The organism is Micromonospora krabiensis (assembly GCF_900091425.1).
Taxonomy (GTDB): Bacteria; Actinomycetota; Actinomycetes; order Mycobacteriales; family Micromonosporaceae; genus Micromonospora; species Micromonospora krabiensis.
The window spans coordinates 1,429,968-1,449,104 of the sequence record NZ_LT598496.1 but is presented as its reverse complement, the minus strand read 5'-3'; the positions used below and the strand labels follow the sequence as shown (position 1 = coordinate 1,449,104).

Sequence of the window (19,137 nt, the reverse complement as noted above, 5' to 3'; positions counted from 1 at the left end):
CGGACCACGCGGTTCCGCCCGGCCGTCGGGCGCCTGCGCCCGGTGCCCGGGTCGACGTCGTAACGCCGTCCCGCTGCGTGGCGGCGCGCGGGTGACCCACCCGGGGCGGCCGCGCGTCGTACCCTCGGGGGCGTGGCGGGCGCTGCCGAGGAGATCCAGGTCGGGGAGCGGGTGGTCCGCGTCTCCAGCCCCGACAAGCCCTACTTCCCGGAACGCGGGCTGACCAAGCTCGACGTCGTCCGCTACTTCCTGGCGGTCGGCGACGGCGTCCTGCGGGCCCTGCGGGACCGGCCGACGATGCTGGAGCGGTGGCCGCGCGGGGTCTTCGAGGGCGCGAAGATCGGCACCCGGCAGGACAACCGGGGCGACGCCTTCTACCAGAAGCGGCTTCCGGCCGGGGCGCCCGACTGGGTGCGCACCGCCCACATCACGTTCCCCAGCGGGCGTACGGCCGACGAGGTCGCGCCCAGCGAGCTGGCCGTGGTGATCTGGGCTGCCAACCTGGGCACCCTGCGCTTCCACCCGTGGCCCGTCTCCGCCGCCGACGTGGAGCGCCCCGACCAGCTGCGGATCGACCTCGACCCGATGCCCGGCGTCGACTTCGCCCAGGTGGTGCCGGTGGCCCACGAGGTGCGTGCCTTCCTGGGCGAGCTTGGCCTGACCGGCTACCCCAAGACCACCGGCGGTCGGGGGCTGCACATCTACCTGTCCATCGAGCCGCGCTGGGGCTTCGGCGACTGCCGTCGGGCGGTGCTGGCGCTGGGCCGCGAGATGCAGCGCCGCCTGCCGGACCTGGTCACCACCACCTGGTGGCGCGAGCAGCGGGACCGGCCGGTCTTCGTGGACTACAACCAGATGAGCCGGGACCACACGATGGCCTCGGCGTACTCCATCCGGCCGACGCCGCGGGCGCTGGTCTCCGCGCCGCTGGACTGGGCCGAGCTGGACGCGGCCCGCCCGGAGGACTTCGACGTGGTCTCGATGCCGGCCCGGTTCGCCGAGCGCGGCGACCCGCACGCCGGTCTGGACGAGCGGCGCTTCTCGCTGGAACCGCTGCTGGAGCTGGCCGACCGGGAGGGGCTGGAGGCGCCACCCGAGCGGTGAGCCACGAACCGCGGGTCACGCCCAGGGGGTGCGGGTGCCGTCGAACTCCTCGAAGACCAGCCACGTGCGGGTCGACAGCACACCGGGGATGCCCTGGATCCGGCCCAGCACGACGTCCCGCAGGGCCGCGTTGTCCGGCGCGCGCACCAGGGCCAGGACGTCGTGCTCGCCGCCGAGCAGCGCGGCGTGCTCGATGTAGGGCACGCCGGCCAGTTCCGCCGACACCTCCCGCCAGGTGTTCTGCTGGATGGTCAGCGCGATGTACGCCGACGTGCCGAGCCCGGCCGGCTCCGGGGCGACCTGCGCCCGGAACCCGGTGATCACCCCGTCGCGCAGCAACCGTTCGACCCGGGCGTACGCGTTGGTGCGGGAGATGTGGATCCGCTCGGCGAGGGTGCGGACCGAGGTGCGGCCGTCCCGGACCAGCTCGTCGAGGATCCGCCGGTCGACCTCGTCCAGGGGGCGGACCGTTCGTCCCGTCCCGCCCTCCGGCGTCGCTTCCGGGCTGGTCTCCTGGCTCACCGAAGCCCCTCCTGAGTGCCATTGGTCCCACGTTTGCTGTGGATCTTGAGCAAAACATCCGACACGCAGGAGCATAGGGCCACCACACGTCCAGGAGGTCCCCGCCGTGACGACCACACCCCAGGCGGTCCGCAGGGCATCCACGCGCACCCGCCGGTCCGCCACCACCCCCGCCGACCCGGCCCGTCCGCTGCTGCCCGGCGCGGAGCCGGTGCGCCTGCTCGACCCGAGCGGCACGCCGTTGCCCGCCCGCACCGACTATCCCGAGCCGCCCGCCGACGCCCTGCGCGAGATGTACCGCCGCATGGTCGTCGGCCGCCGGTTCGACGCCCAGTCCACCGCCCTCACCAAGCAGGGCCGGCTGGCCGTCTACCCGTCCGCCCGCGGCCAGGAGGCCTGCCAGGTCGGCGCGATGCTCGCCGTCCGCGACACCGACTGGGTCTTCCCGACCTACCGGGAGTCGATGGCGCTGGTCTCCCGGGGCCTCGACCCGGTCGAGGTGCTGACCCTGCTGCGCGGCGACTGGCACTGCGGGTACGACCCGGCCGCCCGGCACACCGCGCCGCAGTGCACCCCCCTCGCCACCCAGTGCGTGCACGCCGCGGGCCTGGCCTACGGCGAGGCGTACCAGGGGCGCGACACGGTGGCGCTGGCCTTCATCGGTGACGGCGCGACCAGCGAGGGCGACTTCCACGAGGGGATCAACTTCGCGGCGGTGTTCAAGGCGCCGGTGGTCTACTTCGTGCAGAACAACCGGTACGCCATCAGCGTGCCGCTGTCCCGGCAGACCGCCGCGCCGTCGCTGGCGTATAAGGGCGTCGGGTACGGCGTGCCCAGCGAGCAGGTCGACGGCAACGACCCCGTCGCCGTGCTGGCCGTGCTCACCCGCGCGGTCGAGCACGCCCGGGCCGGCAACGGGCCGTTCCTGGTGGAGGCGCACACCTACCGGATGGAGCCGCACACCAACGCCGACGACGCCACCCGCTACCGCGACGGCGCCGAGGTCGACGCCTGGCGGGACCGGGACCCGATCAGCCGGCTGGAGACCTACCTGCGGACGCGGGGCGAGCTGGACGACGACGCGGTCGCCGCGATCGCGGCGGAGGCCGAGGCGTACGCGGCGGCGCTGCGCGAGCGGATGAACGCCCAGCCCACGGTGGATCCGCTCAGCCTCTTCGACCACGTCTACGCCGAGCCGACGCCGCAGCTCGTGGAGCAGCGGGAACAGGTCCGCGCCGAGCTGGCCGCGGCCGAGCAGGAGGGGGACGCCTGATGGCCACCACCATGGCGAAGGCGCTCAACACGGCGCTCGCCGACGCGATGGCCGAGGACGAGCGGGTCGTCGTCTTCGGCGAGGACGTCGGCGCACTCGGCGGCGTCTTCCGCATCACCGACGGCCTGCAGGCCCGGTTCGGCGACAAGCGCTGCTTCGACACCCCGCTCGCCGAGGCCGGTATCGTCGGCTTCGCGGTCGGCCTGGCCATGTCCGGGCTGCGGCCGGTGGTCGAGATGCAGTTCGACGCCTTCGCGTACCCGGCGTTCGAGCAGATCGCCTCGCACGTCGCGAAGCTGCGCAACCGCACGCGCGGCGCGCTCAGCGTGCCGATCGTCATCCGGGTTCCCTACGCCGGCGGCATCGGCGGTGTCGAGCACCACTGCGACTCCAGCGAGGCGTACTACGCGCACACCCCCGGCCTGAAGGTCGTCACCCCGGCGACCGTCGCCGACGCGTACTCGCTGCTGCGGGAGGCGATCGCCGACCCGGACCCGGTGGTCTTCATGGAGCCGAAGAAGCTCTACTTCTCCAGCGCCGACGCGGAGCTGCCGGCGCGGGCCGAGCCGTTCGGCCGCGCGGTCGTGCGCCGCCCGGGCCGCGACGCCACCCTCGTCGCGTACGGGCCGGCGGTGCCGGTCGCGCTGGAGGCCGCCGAGGCCGCCCGCGAGGAGGGCTGGGATCTCGAGGTGGTGGACGTCCGCACCATCGTGCCGTTCGACGACGAGACGATCACCGCCTCGGTACGGCGGACCGGCCGGTGCGTGGTGATCCAGGAGGCGCCCGGCTTCGCCGGCGTCGGCGCCGAGATCGCCGCCCGGGTGCAGGAACGCTGCTTCCACGCCCTGCACGCCCCGGTGCTGCGGGTCGCCGGGCTCGACATCCCCTACCCGGCGCCGATGCTGGAGCACACGCACCTGCCCGGCGTCGACCGGGTGCTCGACGCGGTCGCCCGGCTCCAGTGGGACGACCAGCCCGACGCCCGGTGGGTCCCCACGCACCAGGGCAGCGCGGCATGAGCGAGCGCAGCGAGCGGATCATGAGGTGCAGGGCGGTCGAGCCTCGTGCCGACGCCGACCGCAGGGAGGTGTCGGCATGAGCGAACGCGTCTTTCTCCTGCCCGATCTCGGTGAGGGGCTCACCGAGGCGGAGATCGTCGAGTGGCGGGTCGCGGTCGGCGACGTGGTGACCGTGGACCAGACCGTGGTCGAGGTCGAGACGGCCAAGGCGGTCGTGGACGTGCCCTGCCCGTACGCCGGACGGGTCGTGGCGCTGCACGGCGCGGCCGGTGAGGTGCGTCCGGTCGGCCAGCCGCTGATCACCGTCGCGGCGCTCGACGGCGACGCGGCGCCCGACGGCGGCGGCGCCCCGGAGCCCGCCGGGCACGCCACCTACCGTGAGGAGGAGCGCGCCGGATCGGGCAACGTGCTGATCGGCTACGGCACCGGGCACGGTCCGGGACGGCGACGCCGCCGTCCCCGGCTCGCGGTGGTGCCCGAGCCGGTCGTCGCGTCCGACCCGGTGGGCGTCGCCCCGGCGCTCACGGGCGCCGCCGAGCCGGTCGCCCGCAACGGTACGGCCCCGCTGGTGATCTCGCCGATCGTCCGGCGGTTGGCCCGGGAACACGGCCTGGACCTGGCGACCCTCACCGGAAGCGGCCCGGGCGGCGTCGTCCGCAGGGCGGACGTGGAGGCGGCCGTGGCCACCGCCACCGCGGCCCCGCTGGCCGCCGTGCCGGCGCGCCCGGACACGACCACGCCGTCCCCGGCCGGGGCGGACCTGGTCGTGCCGCTGACCGGCATCCGCAAGGCGATCGCCGACAAGCTCTCCCGCAGTCGGCGGGAGATTCCCGAGGTCACCATCTGGGTCGACGTGGACGCCACCGGCCTGCTGGAGACCCGGGCCGCGATCAACGCCGCCCGACCGGAGCGGCCGGTCAGCATCCTGGCGCTGCTCGCCCGCATCTGCCTGTCCGGGCTGCGCCGCTACCCGCAGCTCAACGCGCGGGTGGACACCGAGGGCCAGCGGATCATCCAGTCCGCCGGCGTGCATCTGGGGATCGCCGCGCAGACCGACCGCGGCCTGGTCGTCCCGGTGCTGCGCGACGCGCAGCGGCTCACCACCGCCGAACTCGCCGCCGAACTGGCCGAGACCACCGCGGCCGCGCGGGCCGGCACCCTGGCGCCGACCCGGCTCACCGGCGGCACGTTCACGCTCAACAACTACGGCGTGTTCGGTGTCGACGGCTCCACCCCGATCATCAACCACCCGGAGGCGGCGTTGCTCGGGGTGGGCCGGATCGTGGACAAGCCGTGGGTGGTCGACGGGCAGCTCGCGGTCCGCAAGGTGACCCAGCTCAGCCTCACCTTCGACCACCGGGTCTGCGACGGTGGGGTGGCCGGCGGGTTCCTGCGGCACGTCGCCGACTGCGTCGAGCAGCCGGCGCTGCTGATCGCCGCCGTCTGACCGCCGAGTCCGGCGGCGGCCCGGATCACCGGGCCGCCGCCGGGGGCGATCAGTTGCTGCCGCCGCCCGGACGCAGCACCACCGTGGCGGTGGCGGTCTGCGGCGGGACGCCCGGCTCGGTCGGCGCGTCGGTGTACTCCGCCACGAACACCCCGGTCAGGTTGTCGGCGCCGCCGTGGCCGCCGTCGATGAACGTGGTGATCGTGCCGCTGCAACCGGACGCGGTCGACAGCGGGTGCCCGTGCTCGTCGTGGCCGAGGATGTAGGTCACCGTGACCCGCGAGCAGTCCACCGGCAGGTCGTCGACGACGTTCACCTGGAACGCCACCGTCTGCCCGAACTCGAACGGCTGGCCCTCCACCGGGGTCACGAACTCGATCGTCGGCGCCCGCGGCCCCACCAGCAGCGGCAGGGTCGCCGAGGCGGACCGCCCGGTGCTGTCGGTGACCTTCACCGTCGGGTTGTACGCGCCGTTCGCCTGGTAGGTCCACGTCGGGTTCGGCGCGGTCGAGTCGACCGAGCCGTCGGCGTCGAAGTCCCAGGCGTAGCGCAGGCGGTCACCGTCCGGGTCGACCGTCCCCTCGCTGGAGAACCGTACGGTCAGCGGGGCCTGTCCAGCGGTCGGCTCGGCGCTGATGGCCGGGATCGGCGTCCGGTTGCCCCGCACGAAGTCGATCCGGGACAGCTGCGCGTCCGGGTTCTCCGCGAAGTACCCGTCGCCGTACTCCAGCACGTACAGTGCGCCGTCCGGGCCGAACTCCAGGTCCATCGGGTTGTCCACGACCAGCGACGGCACCACCGGGCGGATGTCGCTCACCTCGCCACGGTCGTCGAGGCGGAACTCCTTGATGTAGTCGCGGGTCCACTCGTAGAACAGCGGCACCCCGTCGTAGTAGGCGGGCCACTTGGTCCGGGAGGTGTTGCGGCCGTCGTAGTCGTACGCCGGGCCGCCCATCGGGCCGATGCCGCCGGTGCCGAGCTGCGGGAACTCCCCGGACGCGGCGGACGGGTACCAGACCTGCGGCGCCTCGACCGGCGGCAGGCGACGCTGACCAGTGTTGTGCGGCGAGTCGTTCACCGGCCGCTTGCAGTCGAAGTACGCGCCGGGGGTGCCGGTGGCGAAGTCGTAGTCGCGGTACGGCAGGCTCGGGGTGGCACAGTACGGCCAGCCGTAGTTGGCCGGCTTGTCGATCAACATCCACCGCCCGTGCCCGGCCGGGCCCCGGTCCGGGTTCGCCGACCCGGCGTCGGGGGAGTAGTCGGCCAGGTAGACGTCGTCGGTGCGCCGGTCGACGGCGAACCGGAACGCGTTGCGCAGGCCCATCGCGTAAATCTCGGGACGGGTCTTCGGCGTGCCCGGCTTGAACAGGTTGCCCGCCGGCACCGTGTAGCCGCCGCCCGGCTTCACCTTGATCCGCAGCAGCTTGCCCCGCAGGTCGTTGGTGTTGCCCGAGGTGCGCTGGGCGTCGAACGCCGGATTGCGGTCGGCCCGCTCGTCGATCGGCGTGTAACCGTCGGAGAAGAACGGGTTGGTGTCGTCACCGGTCGACAGGTAGAGGTTGCCCTTGCTGTCGAACTCGATCTGACCGCCGACGTGGCAGCAGATGCCCCGGTCCACCGGGACGTCGATGATCCGCTGCTCGGTGGCCAGGTTCAGCTTCATGCCCTCGAGCTTGAACCGGGACAGCCGCAGCGCGCCCCGGAAGCGCTGCCAGTCCGCCTCGGTGCCGACCAGCGGTGCGTCGCCCTCGTTGACGTCCGGAGTGGCCGGGTCGTCGACGGGGGTGTTCATGGGCGGCGAGTAGTAGAGATAGACCCACTTGTTGCGGGAGAAGTCCGGGTCGATGGCGATCCCCTGCAGGCCCTCCTCGTCGTGCTCGTAGACGGGCACGTCGGCGGCGAGGGTGTTCAGCCCGGTACGCGGGTCGTGGATGCGTACCTCTCCGGTGCGGGCGGTGTGCAGCACCCGCAGGTCGGGCAGGACGGCGAGGCTCATCGGCTCGCCGGGGTAGTCGTTGAGTGTCACCTTCTGGAAGCTGGAGTCCGGCGGTGCGGCCGTCGGCGCGGGCGCCGCCACGACCGGAGAGGTCGGTGCGGCGAGCCCGGCGGTGACCAACGCCAGGGCGGACAGGAGTGCGGTCCTCTTCTTCAAGGTGGTCCCCCGAGAGTCGTGTCAGTAGCGGAGCGACGCGAGGTAGTCGAATCCCACGCGGGCGGTGTCCAGGGCGTCGGCCGGTGAGCGCGGCGGGGTGCCGGCGTCGTCGCGCTCCACGATGTACTCCTCGATGCCGGCCTCCCGCTCGTGGGCGAAGATGCGGCCGAAGTCGATGAGCCCGTCGCCGAGGTCGGCGAAGCTGGCGTTGGTGTCCATGTCCTTGACGTGGACCTGGCGGATCCGGCCCCGGTTGGCACGGATGACGTCGACCGGGTCCTGAGCGCCGCGCCAGGTCCAGAACAGGTCGAGCTCGAAGTGGACCAGCCGGGGATCGGTCTCGCCGGTGAGGATGTCGAAACCGGTCTGCCCGTTGGTCAGCGGCACGAATTCGAGCTGGTGGTTGTGGTAGCCGAACTCCAGTCCGGCCCGTTCCGCCAGCCGGCCGGCCTGGTTGAGGTCGCGGGCGAGAGCCCGGTAGACCTGCGGGTCACGGATCGGCTGCCCGGTCGAGTCGAGCCCGAACCAGGGGTGCACTATCTTGCGGCAGCCCACGGTGTTGGCGTCGGCGAGGGCGCGCTCCCATGTGGCGGCGTCGAAGGGCTGCGGGATCCCGGTGTGGCCCGACGTCGCGCGCAGGCCCGCCTGGTCGAGGGCGGCGCGGAACTCCGCCGCCGTCCGGCCGACGAACCCGGCGTGCTCGACCCGCCGGTAGCCGAAGCGCCGGAGCGCGGCGAGGGTGCCGGGCAGGTCGGCGGCGAGCTGGTCGCGAAGGGTGTAGAGCTGGATGCTGATCCGGTCGATCGGCACCCGCCGCCGGCCGCCGCCGTGCCCGCCGCCGCCGTGGCTCTCGCCGCTGTGGCCGGCCGCGGCGGCCTCGGCGCCGAAGAGGCCGGCGGCTCCGACGGCGGCGGCCGAGACGGTCGCGGCGCGGAGCAACCCGCGCCGGCTGACCGGCTCGGCTGGCTCCGGCCGCCCTGTGCTCTGCTCCATGGTGGTGTTCCCTCCCTGCCGGACGTGGCGGTCCGGCGGTTCCGGGTCGACCGCTGCCGAGCCAGGGCGCGCCGGACCGGCCGAAGACGGGCTCCGGCGGGACGGTCGTGGTCGGCGTGCGGATGCGGCACGGGCCCAGGGGTGGGACGCGGCGCGAAGGCGGGCAGCGGATCGACCGATGGGCAACTTTCTATCTGATCGTCAACTTACCCTTGGTGCCGGTCGAAGGCAAAGGTTCGGCGCCCCCAGCAGAACTTTCGCCGCCCAAAACAAAAGTCACCCCCATCCCACCCCGGCCCACCCACCCCGCCCCCCGGCCCCGCCCCCGCCCCGCCCCCGCCTCGCCTTCGCCCCGCCGTCACCTCACCCTCGCCCCCGTGATCAAGAGCTTTGCGTCATCGGCGGGCGGGTTCTTGACGCAAACCTCTTGATCATCGGGCTGGGACGGGGCTGGCGGTGGGGGAGGGGGGCTGGACGGGGCCAAAGGCCCCGGGGTGCACCGGCCGGGGGTGGACCGGACGAGGGTGTCGTGTCGGGCGTCCCGCCGCCGGTAGCGGCGATCCGGGCCCAGGCCGGTCGGGTGCACATCATTGTCGGCTAATCGGCGCAGCCCGGCAAAATGGTGACCATAATTGCTGCGGATTTTATTCGGGAATTGACCGGTCCCTCGTGCCGGAACTGGAGAGAATGTGGCGGAGGGAAAGCGGAAACGGGGGGGCGCATCATGAAGTTGGGACGGCGTCTGACGCTGTTGGGGGTTACCGTCGCGGCCGCTCCGCTGATCCTCGTCGGTTGCACCGCCGACGGGGGCCACGAGGGCAAGCACGGCGCGGGTAAGGCCGCCCCGCCGGAGTTGACCGTGACACCCGGTGACCAGGCGAAGGACGTGCCGATCAGCGCCGAGGTGGGCACGAAGGTCGCCGGCGGGCGGGTCACCGGCGTACGGATCGTGGACGACAAGGGCAAGGAGGTCAAGGCGGAGCCGCGCGAGGACGGGTCGTCGTGGGTGCCGAGCAGCCCGCTGCAGCCGAAGCGGACGTACACGGCCGAGGTCACCGCGACCGGTGACTCGGGCAAGACCACCACCCGCAAGACGACCTTCACCACGCTGCCGAAATCCACCAAACCGGCGGTCACCAGCACACTCTATTTCGCCGGTAATCGGACGTACGGCACGGCCATGCCGGTAACCGTGGCGTTCGACCCGCCCATTCCGAAAGAGGCAAGGGCGGACGTGCAGCGTCGGTTGTTCGTGAAGACGAATCCCGCGCAGCCGGGGGTCTGGTCCTGGGTGTCCGACGGCAGTCAGGTCTATTACCGAGCGCCCGATTTCTGGAAACCGGGCACCACGATCAGCGTCCGGGCCGGCCTGACCGGGCTGCCCATCGGCAAGGACCTGGTCGGCGACGAGGACCGCACCGCCACCTCGAAGATCGGACGGCAGGTGTCGCTGGAGATCGACAACGCGACCAAGCAGATGTCGGTGCTGCGCGACGGCAAGCTGGTCCGCAAGATCCCGGTGAGTCTCGGCAAGCCGAGCACGCCGACGTCCAGCGGCAAGATGGTGATCATGGAGAAGCACCAGTTCACCACCTTCGACACCCGAGGATCGGCCGACCCCTACGTGGTGGACGTCGAGGACGCGCAGCGACTCACCTGGGGCGGCGAGTTCATCCACGGCGCGCCGTGGTCGGAGGGGGACCAGGGCAGCACCAACGTCTCGCACGGCTGCACCAACGTCTCCGCGTCCGCGGCGGACTGGCTGATGAACATCACCCAGGTCGGCGATCTCGTCACGGTCAAGGGCACGGAGGTGCCGCTGACCGAGGGCAACGGCTGGACGGCCTGGAACGTCGGCTGGGACCAGTACGTCAAGGGCAGCGCCCTGCCGGTGCCGGCCGGGCTCGGCCCGGCGCCGACCCACCCGAACCACCCGGGAGCGGTCGCCGGCGGCTCGCCTGCCCCGCAGCCCTCGGTCAGCGGCGGCTGACCCCGATCGGCGAACCACACCGGGCCGGTCCGCGTCACGCGGGCCGGCCCGGACCGTCGTGCGGCCCCGAGGAGCCGACGCTCAGGTCAGCGGGGTGCGCGCCACGCCGGGACCGAGCAGGCTGCCGAGCCAGAGATGCTCGCCGTGCTGGCGTACGCCGGTGATCATCCAGTAGTCGCCACGCGGGCCGTGCAGGGTGCGGCGGACCGTGCCGGAGCCGTCGACCAGGGCGACCAACCCGTAGCGGCGTGGCTGCGGCTGCCACGCGTCGGGCAGCAGCGCGGCGATCTGCCGCAGGCGCGGGTGCGGCAACAACCGCTCCGCGACCGGCACGCGCGGGCTCGGCAGGGCGATCCAGTACGTGCCGTCGCCCACCGCGGAGAGATTGTCCGGGTACGCGGGCAGGTCGGCTAGGGCGTGTCCTGTCGATCATGGGAGCCAGATGACGGCAGCGATCAGGACGAGGCCGGCTCGGTAGAGGGATGCGCGTTTGGCGTATCGCGTTGCCAGGTCACGCCACTGCTTGAGCCGGTTGAAGCAGCGTTCCACGACGTTGCGCTTCTTGTAGATCACCTTGTCGAAGGCCGGTGGTCGCCCGCCGTGGCTGCCCTTGGCGGCCCTGCGAGCGACCTGGTCGCTGCGTTCCGGGATGACGTGCCGGATCCCGCGTTGTCGCAGGGCTCGCCGGGTCGAGTCATGTGCATAGCCCTTGTCCGCGATCAGCACCTCCGGTCGCTTGCGGGGCCGACCCGGCCCGGGCTCGTTGACGCGGATCGCGTCCAGCAGCGCCAGGAGCTGCGGGTTGTCGCCGGCTTGGCCGGGGGTGAGCAGGATCGACAGCGGCCGTCCGCGTCCGTCGACCGCGAGGTGGATCTTCGTGCTCAACCCGCCGCGGGACCGGCCGATGGCCTCGCCATCTTGCGCACCAGGCGTCGCCGCACTTGTCGGGGAGCCCCCTTTTTGCGGGCGCCAGCGGCATGCTGGTGCGTCCGCACGATCGACGAGTCGATGCTGATCGTCCACTGCACCGGTGTGCCGTCGTCATGCACCTGCGCGGCGGCCAGGATCCGATCCCACGTCCCGTCAGCGGTCCAGCGGCGCAGCCGTTCGTGGCAGGTCTTCCACGGCCCGAAGCGTTCCGGCAGGTCACGCCACGGCGCACCCGTGCGTAGCTTCCACAGGATCCCGTTGATGACCTGGCGGTGATCCCGCCACCGCCCCCGAGCTCCGCCAGGTTCCGGTAGCAGCGGCGCGATCACCACCCACGCCTCATCGGTCAGCTCACCACGACGCACCACCGGCACATCGTTAACGATCAACCATTACATGATCGGCAGGACACGCCCTAGGACCCGCACCGCACCGCCGGGCAGCTCGACCCGCAGCAGGCGGTGCGTGGTCGTCTCCACCAGCATCAACGCGGACTCGTCCGGGGTCAGGGCGATCCCGTTCGGGAAGTAGAGCCCCTCCGTGACCACCTCCGCGCGTCCGCCGCCCGGCCGGTAGGCGAGCACCCGCCCGTTCGGCCGGTGCTCCAGCAGGTCCCGCTTCCAGTGCGAGACGGGGAACCGGTCCGACGAGTCGGTGAAGAAGATCGTGCCGTCCCGGGCGACGGCCGCGTTGTTCGCCAGGTGCACCGGCGGCGCGGTGCCGGTCAGCTGGCGGACGGCGCCGTCGGGCGTGACCCGCAGCAGCCCTCGGTACGCGTCGCAGACCACGAGACCGCCGCCGGACGGGTCGACCTCGATGCCGAGCGGCCGACCGCCGGTCTCGGCGAGCAGTCGCGGTCGGGTGCCCGGCGGCGCGTCGACCGGCCACCACCAGAGCCGTCCGTCCTCGTCCCCGCTCACCACCCGGCCGGACGGGTCGACGACCACATCCTCGGGACCGACCGCGCCGTCGGGCAGCGGGAGCAGGTCGACGTGGTCCAGCCGCCGGTCGGTGGGCGCCCACGGGCCGGTCAACGGCGGCGGCACGGTGGCCGGCTCGCGTACCGGTCGGATCAGGCGGGGCGGTCGGGGACGGGGAACGACCATCCACACATTCTCTCCCGCCGATGCCGCCGTCGACTCACGGCGCGCCGGTCGCCGTCGGCGTGGCCGTCGGCGCCGTCCGGGTCGGCGGCGCGGGATCGGGCGGCGTGCCCGCCGGGGTCGGTGTGGCCCGGCACACCTGCCCCGACCTGCGCCCGGAGGAGGATCCGGGGTGTCTCGGGGTACGACCCTGGACGTACCCGGAATCACTCCCGCGAGCCGTGAAAGTGTCGGTGGTGCCGGCTAGATTCGGGGTCATGGAGAAGCGGGGCGAGAAGTTCCACGTGCAGGTCAGCGTGGATGACCACGGCGTCGACGTGCGCCCGGTCGGCGAGATCGACTGCGCCACCGTGGGGGCGTTCCGCTCAGCCCTGTGGGCCGTGCCCTCCCGCCCGGTGCTGCGGCTGCACCTCTCCGGCGTCCAGCTGCTCGCCGCCGCCGGGGTGCGCGCGCTGGTCGCCGCGCACCTGCGGATCCGCGCCCAGGGGGGCGAGATGCTGCTGGTCGATCCCGACCCGATGGTCACCGAGGTGCTCCGGGTCTCCGGCCTGCACCGCTTCGTCCCCATCGTCACGTCGGCCGCGCTGCCGCAGCCCGCGCAGCCGATGGTGCTGGCCGCCTGACCTCTGCGTCGGCTGGCCTTCGCGTCGGCTGGCCATCGCGCCGCCGGCGCGGCACGGGCTGTCGGGCACGGGGCCGCACCGCACGGACAACACCGCACGGACAACGACCGCACGGGGGCCGCCGGCCACCGGTCGGCGGCCCCCGTGGCGGATCAGCGCACTCCGAGCAGGTCCACCACGAAGATCAGGGTCTCGCCCGGCCGGATGACGCCGCCCGCGCCCCGGTCGCCGTAGCCGAGGTGCGGCGGGATGACCAGCCGGCGCCGGCCGCCGACGCGCATGCCGACGACTCCCCGGTCCCAGCCGGAGATGACCTGCCCGCCGCCCAGCGGGAACTCGAAGGGCTCGTTCCGGTTCCAGGAGGAGTCGAACTCCCGGCCCGTGGAGTGCCCGACGCCCACGTAGTGCACCGTGGCGAGCTGCCCCGGCTGGGCCTCCGGGCCCTCGCCGACGGTGAGGTCCTCGATCACGAGGTCGGCGGGCGGCTCGCCCTCGATGGGGCCGACCTCCGGCTTGCCCGCGCCTGCTGCCTGGTTCATCCAGGAATCTCCTGCCGTGCTGGGTGATGTGTCCGGTCAGCACCGATACTGCCGGATCGTGATCCGCCGATACGCGGCAGGCCCGGGAAATCCGCCCGTCGCGTCGTCCGGCTGCTGGGATCCGGCCACTCGGCGGTGGTTCCCCGGCCGGCCCGCCACTACTGTCTGGTACCAACCGGCCACGCACCGCCGATCACCGTCCTCAGTGGCCGGAGACGATCCCGTGAGCGCGCGATGGGGAGGGCTACGTGGTCGCTGGGAATGGGCCGATCATCGAGGGATACTCCGACCCGCGGCTTGTCGGCCGGGGCGGCTTCAGCACCGTCTACCGCGCCCGCCAGGACCGCCTCGGGCGGGACGTCGCGATCAAGGTCCTGCACGTCGACCTGTCCCACCCGCAGGCCCGCGACCAGTTCCTCAGCGAGTGCGTGGCGGCCGGGCGAATGGCCAACCACCCCAACATCGTGACGGTCTACGACTCGGGCGTGACGGCGGCCGGTGAGCCCTATCTGGTCATGGAGTACTGCGAGCAGGGCAGCCTCGCCGACTGGCTGCGCCGCGACACGCTCGACGCGGCCCGGGCACTGTCCATCCTGGTCAAGCTGTGCGGCGCCCTCGCCACCGCGCACCGGGCGGGCATCCTGCACCGCGACCTCAAACCCGAGAACGTGCTCTTCACCGACTACGGCGAGCCGGCGCTGGCCGATTTCGGCATCGCCGCCCTGACCAGCGGCGCGCAACGGTCCTTCACGGTCGCCGCCCTCACCCCGCACCACGCCGCCCCCGAGGTCCTCGACGGGGGAGCGCCCTCCGTGTCCTCCGACGTGTACTCGCTGGCCAGCACCGCGTACCAGATCCTCACCGGCCGGCCGCCGTTCCAGCGCGGCCGCGACGAAGGGCTGGCGTCGTACTTCGGCCGGGTGGTGCGCGACGCCGCCCCACCGGTGGCCCGGCCCGGCGACCCGGACGGCCTCACCGAGGTCATTGCCCGCGGGCTGGCGAAGACCCCCGCCCAGCGGTACGCCACGGCCGAGGCGTTCGGCCAGGAGCTGCGGAGACTCCAGCGGACGGCCGGCGTGGCCGAGACGCCGATGGTCGTCGGAACGAGCGTCGTCGACCTGGCCCCGACCGGGCTGTCGCCAGGCCTGTCGGCGGCTGCCAACGGTTTCGGCGCGCCGCTGGTGGCGGAGGACGACAGCGCTACGGTGGACCTGCCGCAGAGCCAACCGACGCCGCCACCCACCCGGACCGCGGAGCCGGCCGGGGCGAGGAAGGGCCGCCTCGCGCCGGTGCTCGCCGGCCTCGCCGTACTGCTGCTCTGCGGCGGAGGCGGTTACGTCGGCTACCGGCAGTTCTCCGACGAGGGACCCGCCACCCGGCAGGTCGCCGACGGCCGACCGGTCGCGACGCCCACCGACACCGTCGGCACCGGCGCGGCGCCGGCCACCGGCGACACCCCGACGCCCGCGGCGACCTCGGACGCGCCGTCGACGACCGCTGAGGCGCCCCCCGGCTCCGCGCCGGCGGCGCCGCCGCAGGCCGGTCCCACGCGCAAACCGCCGTCGCCGCCGCGCGGCGGACCCGCCACCAGCCCCCGCGGCCCCCAGCCGTACGTCGAGTACCTGCGGGTCGTCAAGCAGCCCACCTGCCCCAGCGGGGCAGGGGTGCCCAACCCGTTCCCGGGAAACCCGGCGGTCATCGAGTGGAAGGTCGCCGGCGGCGCGACCGGTTCCGTCCTGTCCGTCGACGGCGCCGGTCGGTACGGCGAGTACGGGGTGACCGGCACCGAGACGCTCAGCTTCCCGTGCGGTGACCGGAGCCCGGGGGAGCGGGCCTCGCACCGTTACACCGTCACGACCAGTGGCGGCGGTCCGCAGAAGTCGAGGAGCATCACGGTCACCGCCCGCGTCAACTGACCGGCGGCGCCGGTGGTCTCGTCCCTTGCGACCCGACCAGGCGCGCGATCAGCTCCTCCGCGGCCGCGACGAACCGTGGGTCGGACTCGCACGGTCGGTGCCCCTGGATCGGCGGAGGGACGCTGTCGCCCGGCGGGGCCACCACGTCGACGGGATCGCGCAGGCGACGGTCCACCGACAGCTCGGGGCGGCCGGTGTCGACCGGCGCCGGCGGGTGACCGGTGAACACCGCGCCGCCGAACGGGTCGGTGTCGCGCCACAGGTTCACCCACCGCCAACCGACCCGGTCACCGATGTCGCGCAGCACCTCGTCGTCGACGTACGCGGGGAAGAGCCGCGCGTAGAGCCGGCGCAGCGGTGACCCGTGGGTGAGCAGGGCGACCCGCCTGCCGACGTGGGGTGGCAGCTGGAGCACCGTGGCGGCGGCGAGGACCGACCCGTGGCTGTGCCCGGTGAGCAGCACCGCGTTGCCGGCCCCGACCAGGTACGTGACGCGTCGGGTCAGCTCCGGCACGGCCCGTTCCGCGTAGCAGGGCGGCGCGAACGGGTGGGCGGCCCGGGGCCAGAACGTGCCCAGGTCCCACAGGATGCCGACGTGCCGGCGGAACTCCAACGTGCGGTGGGCGAAGATGCCGCCGAGGAGCAGGCCGACGATGATCCCCGCGATCACCCAACTGCCGGCGGCGATGGCGAACGTGATGACGCCGGCCGGCACCCGCGCGAACTGTTCCACGACGTCGCCGGGCATGAGGTCGAGCATGCCGAGGGTGGTCGTCGCCGTGGCGCCGCCGGCGAGGAAGGCGAAGACCGCGCCCAACGGGATCAGCTTCTCGGTGAACCGGGCGCGCGCCACGGCCCGGCGTACCTGGCGCAACCGTGGCTCCGCCCCGGGCGGCGCGTCCGGGTGGTCGCGTCCGACGATCGCCGCCGCCGCCCGGTACCGGGCGCGGCGGGAGACCAGGACGACCAGAGCGGCCACGACCAACGTGATCAGCAGCGTCCGGAAGAAGCCGAAGATCGTCCAGGTGTACGCCCGCGATGGCCCGGTGGCGATGCCCTCCCCGGTGGGCAGGTTGCGGTCGAGGAAGTCCGCCACTCGGTAGACCAGCTCCGAGGAGAACGCCCCCGCCACCGTGATCGCCGCGGCCGCCGTTGCGAGTGTGCCCAGCCCGAGGAACGGCGTCCCGCCCGGCCGCCGGTCCCGGCACCGCAGCAGCTCGACTCCCAGCCCGGCCAGCAGGGCCGTCTGCGTGACGAACAGCCCGGTGAGGATAGCGTCGTAGCCGGGCAGCCCGCCCGCCTCGGGCCAGCTCGACGGGCTGGCGACGACGTGGCCGGTCACCACGACGGTCAGGACGACGGCGGTCGTCCGCAGCGCACGGGGGAGCCGGTCGAGCCGCCGGTCGGTGGCGGCACGGTCGATGAGCGGGGGTGTGCAGAGCAGCACCGCGCAGGCGGTCAGGAGCGTACCGGTGACGACGAGCAGCGCCACCGTGGCGGTCGAGAGCCCGGCGGAGAGCCGGGCCGCCAACAGGGTGACGTCGAGGGTGGCGAACGCCACCGCGACGTGGAGAGAGCGCAGCCGGCCCACGAGCGGCTCGGCGTCCCACTGGCCGACCGCGGCGAGCCGGCTGTCGGAGACCTCCGCCTCCGGGGGCCGGAACGCCTCGAACACCCGGCCGGGGCGGGTGCTGGCCCACCAGATCCCCGCGGTGGCCGCCGCGGGGATCAGCGCGAGCACCCCCAGCCGGAGCCCGACCGGCCGCCCTTGCAGCCAGGACAACCAGCTGCGTCCGGCCAGGCAGCGCGGCGACGTCGGGCAGCTCCAGGCAACCAGGTCCAGCGCGACCCCGGCGACGGCGAGCACGTACAGCGCGGTGAGGGTGAGCGCGAGCAGCCGGCACAGGGACCGCACGCTCGCGGCGGAGCCGGGATTCGCGGGACGCATCCAGATCGCGACGTTGACCAGCATGAACGGTAGGAGGAACACCAGCGACAGGGTCCGGGTCACCGTGCCGGAGGGCAGGTCGCCCCAGCGGTACGCCTCCAGCGTCACCCGTCCGTCCGCGTCCCGGTCGCCCCGCCGGTCGCGGCGGCGGTAGAACCCGCCGCTGCGGTCGCCCGCGACCTGGTCGACGGGCGGCAGGTCCAGGACGTCGGGGATGCCTCCGATGGACGCCCCGTGTACCCGCAGCTCCACCACGTCAGGGGACGGCTGGGCGGTCATCCACCGATCATCTGCCAGAGCAGGAAGGTGTTCAGCACGATGACGAGACCGGCGACGAGAACCGCGGCGGCGGTGGTCAGCGGGTGGTTGACGAGGTTGCCCATCAGGTCCCGACGGCGGGTGAACGCCACCACCGGGATGAGCGCGAACGGGATGCCGAAGCTGAGGACGACCTGGGAGAGCACCAGTGCGCGGGTCGGGTCCAGGCCGATCGCGAGAATGGCCAGGGCGGGAACGAGGGTGATCAGCCGGCGCAGCAGCAGGGAGATCCGCCGCCGGAGGAAGCCCTGCATGATGATCTCGCCGGCGTACGTGCCGACGCTGGTGGACGCGAGCCCGGAGACCAGGAGGGCGACCGCGAAGCCGAACGCCGCGGCGGTGCCCACGGTCTGGCCGAGCCCGGCGTGCACGCCCTCCAGGCTGTCGGTGCCGGGGATGGCGGTGCCGTGGAAGGTGGCCGCGGCGATGAGCAGCATCGCGAGGTTCACCGTGCCGGCGGCGGCCAGCGCGATCAGCACGTCCGCGCGCTGCCCCCGGAACAGGGTGCGGCGTTCGGCGTCGTCGGCCGCCGGGATGCGGTCGCGGCTGAGCGCGGAGTGCACGTAGATCACGTGGGGCATGACCGTGGCGCCGAGGATGCCGGCGGCCAGCAGGACGCTGTCGGTGCCCTGGAGCCGGGGCACCAGGCCGCTCATCGCGGAGCCGGGATCCGAGTCGGCGGCGAGCAGGTTGGCGGCGAAGGCGAGGACGATGACCCCGAGCAGCACCGCGATGGCGATCTCGAAGGTCCGGAAACCGCGTGAGCGCAGCGCGAGCACGGCGAACGCGGCGACGCCGATGATGATCCCGCCGGGCAGCAGGGGGATGCCGAACAGCAGGTACAGCGCGACCGCGCCACCGATCACCTCGGCGAGGTCGGTGGCCATCGCGACGAATTCCGCCTGCACCCACATCACCCGGTTGAGCGGGCGGGGAAGTCGTTCCCGGCAGAGTTCCGGGAGGCTGCGGCCGGTGGCCAGGCCGAGCTTGGCGGTGAGCGTCTGCACCAGCATCGCCATGAGGTTCGCCACGACGACGACCCAGACGAGCAGGTATCCGTAGCGGGCGCCGGCGGTCGAGTTGGTGGCGAAGTTGCCCGGGTCGACGTACGCGACGGCGGCCACGAACGCGGGTCCGAGCAGGATCAGCCGGCCCCGTACCCGGCCGCGGGCGCGGGCGATCTGTAGTGGTGACGCAGTGGGTGCGGCCAGATCGTTGGTGACCACCCAACACCTCCCGGGAACGGCGTGGAGAACGTGT

16 protein-coding genes are annotated in these 19,137 nt (G+C 73.2%); 7 read left to right on the top strand and 9 right to left on the bottom strand.

The window, feature by feature from the left end; translation table 11 throughout:
* Positions 1 to 132: 132 nt before the first annotated feature.
* On the top strand, positions 133 to 1,104 hold the full coding sequence (locus GA0070620_RS06400; protein WP_091589000.1) for a DNA polymerase domain-containing protein: 972 nt from the start codon (positions 133 to 135) through the stop codon (positions 1,102 to 1,104).
* 15 nt (positions 1,105 to 1,119) lie between these two features.
* Here GA0070620_RS06400 and GA0070620_RS06395 read toward each other — a convergent pair whose 3' ends face one another.
* On the bottom strand, positions 1,120 to 1,626 hold the full coding sequence (locus GA0070620_RS06395) for an Lrp/AsnC family transcriptional regulator (protein ID WP_377520479.1): 507 nt from the start codon (positions 1,624 to 1,626) through the stop codon (positions 1,120 to 1,122).
* Between the two features lie 73 nt (positions 1,627 to 1,699).
* On the opposite strand from GA0070620_RS06395, the gene pdhA reads away from it, so the two are divergent.
* The 3 genes from pdhA (at position 1,700) to GA0070620_RS06380 (ending at position 5,365) form a co-directional block, all read left to right on the top strand.
* Positions 1,700 to 2,899, top strand: coding sequence for a pyruvate dehydrogenase (acetyl-transferring) E1 component subunit alpha (gene pdhA / locus GA0070620_RS06390; RefSeq protein ID WP_172836560.1), 1,200 nt, complete (start codon positions 1,700 to 1,702; stop codon positions 2,897 to 2,899).
* Positions 2,896 to 3,918 (top strand): alpha-ketoacid dehydrogenase subunit beta, encoded by a 1,023-nt coding sequence (locus tag GA0070620_RS06385; protein ID WP_172836561.1) that lies wholly within the window; start codon positions 2,896 to 2,898, stop codon positions 3,916 to 3,918. The genes pdhA and GA0070620_RS06385 overlap by 4 nt, the downstream gene beginning before the upstream one ends.
* A gap of 76 nt (positions 3,919 to 3,994) precedes the next feature.
* Positions 3,995 to 5,365 carry a dihydrolipoamide acetyltransferase family protein gene (locus GA0070620_RS06380; RefSeq protein WP_091588996.1) on the top strand — a complete coding sequence of 457 codons (1,371 nt, stop codon included), beginning with the start codon at positions 3,995 to 3,997 and terminating at the stop codon, positions 5,363 to 5,365.
* A gap of 49 nt (positions 5,366 to 5,414) precedes the next feature.
* Here the strand turns inward: GA0070620_RS06380 and GA0070620_RS06375 are convergent, their stop codons facing one another.
* Positions 5,415 to 7,517 (bottom strand): PQQ-dependent sugar dehydrogenase, encoded by a 2,103-nt coding sequence (locus GA0070620_RS06375; protein ID WP_172836389.1) that lies wholly within the window; start codon positions 7,515 to 7,517, stop codon positions 5,415 to 5,417.
* A gap of 21 nt (positions 7,518 to 7,538) precedes the next feature.
* Positions 7,539 to 8,510: a sugar phosphate isomerase/epimerase family protein gene (locus GA0070620_RS06370; protein WP_091588995.1), complete on the bottom strand. Its 972-nt coding sequence runs from the start codon at positions 8,508 to 8,510 to the stop codon at positions 7,539 to 7,541.
* 724 nt (positions 8,511 to 9,234) lie between these two features.
* On the opposite strand from GA0070620_RS06370, the gene GA0070620_RS06365 reads away from it, so the two are divergent.
* Positions 9,235 to 10,500 carry a L,D-transpeptidase gene (locus tag GA0070620_RS06365; RefSeq protein WP_091588994.1) on the top strand — a complete coding sequence of 422 codons (1,266 nt, stop codon included), beginning with the start codon at positions 9,235 to 9,237 and terminating at the stop codon, positions 10,498 to 10,500.
* Positions 10,501 to 10,581: 81 nt separating this feature from the next.
* Here the strand turns inward: GA0070620_RS06365 and GA0070620_RS06360 are convergent, their stop codons facing one another.
* From GA0070620_RS06360 to GA0070620_RS06350, 3 genes are all read right to left on the bottom strand, one after another.
* Complete coding sequence (locus GA0070620_RS06360; RefSeq protein ID WP_231922257.1) at positions 10,582 to 10,875, bottom strand: hypothetical protein; 294 nt, start codon at positions 10,873 to 10,875, stop codon at positions 10,582 to 10,584.
* Between the two features lie 54 nt (positions 10,876 to 10,929).
* A protein-coding gene (locus GA0070620_RS06355; RefSeq protein WP_157741751.1) for an IS5 family transposase occupies positions 10,930 to 11,795 on the bottom strand; the annotation gives its coding sequence in 2 pieces (ribosomal slippage) (positions 10,930 to 11,462 and positions 11,462 to 11,795; 867 coding nt in all).
* A gap of 27 nt (positions 11,796 to 11,822) precedes the next feature.
* Positions 11,823 to 12,536 (bottom strand): SMP-30/gluconolactonase/LRE family protein, encoded by a 714-nt coding sequence (locus tag GA0070620_RS06350; protein ID WP_231922256.1) that lies wholly within the window; start codon positions 12,534 to 12,536, stop codon positions 11,823 to 11,825.
* Between the two features lie 20 nt (positions 12,537 to 12,556).
* On the opposite strand from GA0070620_RS06350, the gene GA0070620_RS34210 reads away from it, so the two are divergent.
* Complete coding sequence (locus tag GA0070620_RS34210; protein WP_231922255.1) at positions 12,557 to 13,156, top strand: STAS domain-containing protein; 600 nt, start codon at positions 12,557 to 12,559, stop codon at positions 13,154 to 13,156.
* A gap of 152 nt (positions 13,157 to 13,308) precedes the next feature.
* Here the strand turns inward: GA0070620_RS34210 and GA0070620_RS06340 are convergent, their stop codons facing one another.
* Entirely contained in the window at positions 13,309 to 13,695 is a 387-nt protein-coding gene (locus GA0070620_RS06340; protein ID WP_091588993.1) for an FKBP-type peptidyl-prolyl cis-trans isomerase, read from the bottom strand.
* Positions 13,696 to 13,943: 248 nt separating this feature from the next.
* Between GA0070620_RS06340 and GA0070620_RS06335 the strand changes: the two genes are divergently transcribed.
* Positions 13,944 to 15,611 (top strand): serine/threonine-protein kinase, encoded by a 1,668-nt coding sequence (locus GA0070620_RS06335; RefSeq protein WP_091588992.1) that lies wholly within the window; start codon positions 13,944 to 13,946, stop codon positions 15,609 to 15,611.
* Here the strand turns inward: GA0070620_RS06335 and GA0070620_RS06330 are convergent.
* Complete coding sequence (locus GA0070620_RS06330) at positions 15,604 to 17,838, bottom strand: hypothetical protein (RefSeq protein ID WP_091588991.1); 2,235 nt, start codon at positions 17,836 to 17,838, stop codon at positions 15,604 to 15,606. The two genes, GA0070620_RS06335 and GA0070620_RS06330, sit on opposite strands and share 8 nt — an antisense overlap.
* Positions 17,835 to 19,103, bottom strand: a complete 1,269-nt coding sequence (locus tag GA0070620_RS06325) for an Nramp family divalent metal transporter (protein ID WP_091588990.1) — start codon at positions 19,101 to 19,103, stop codon at positions 17,835 to 17,837. The genes GA0070620_RS06330 and GA0070620_RS06325 overlap by 4 nt, the downstream gene beginning before the upstream one ends.
* Positions 19,104 to 19,137 lie beyond the last annotated feature (34 nt).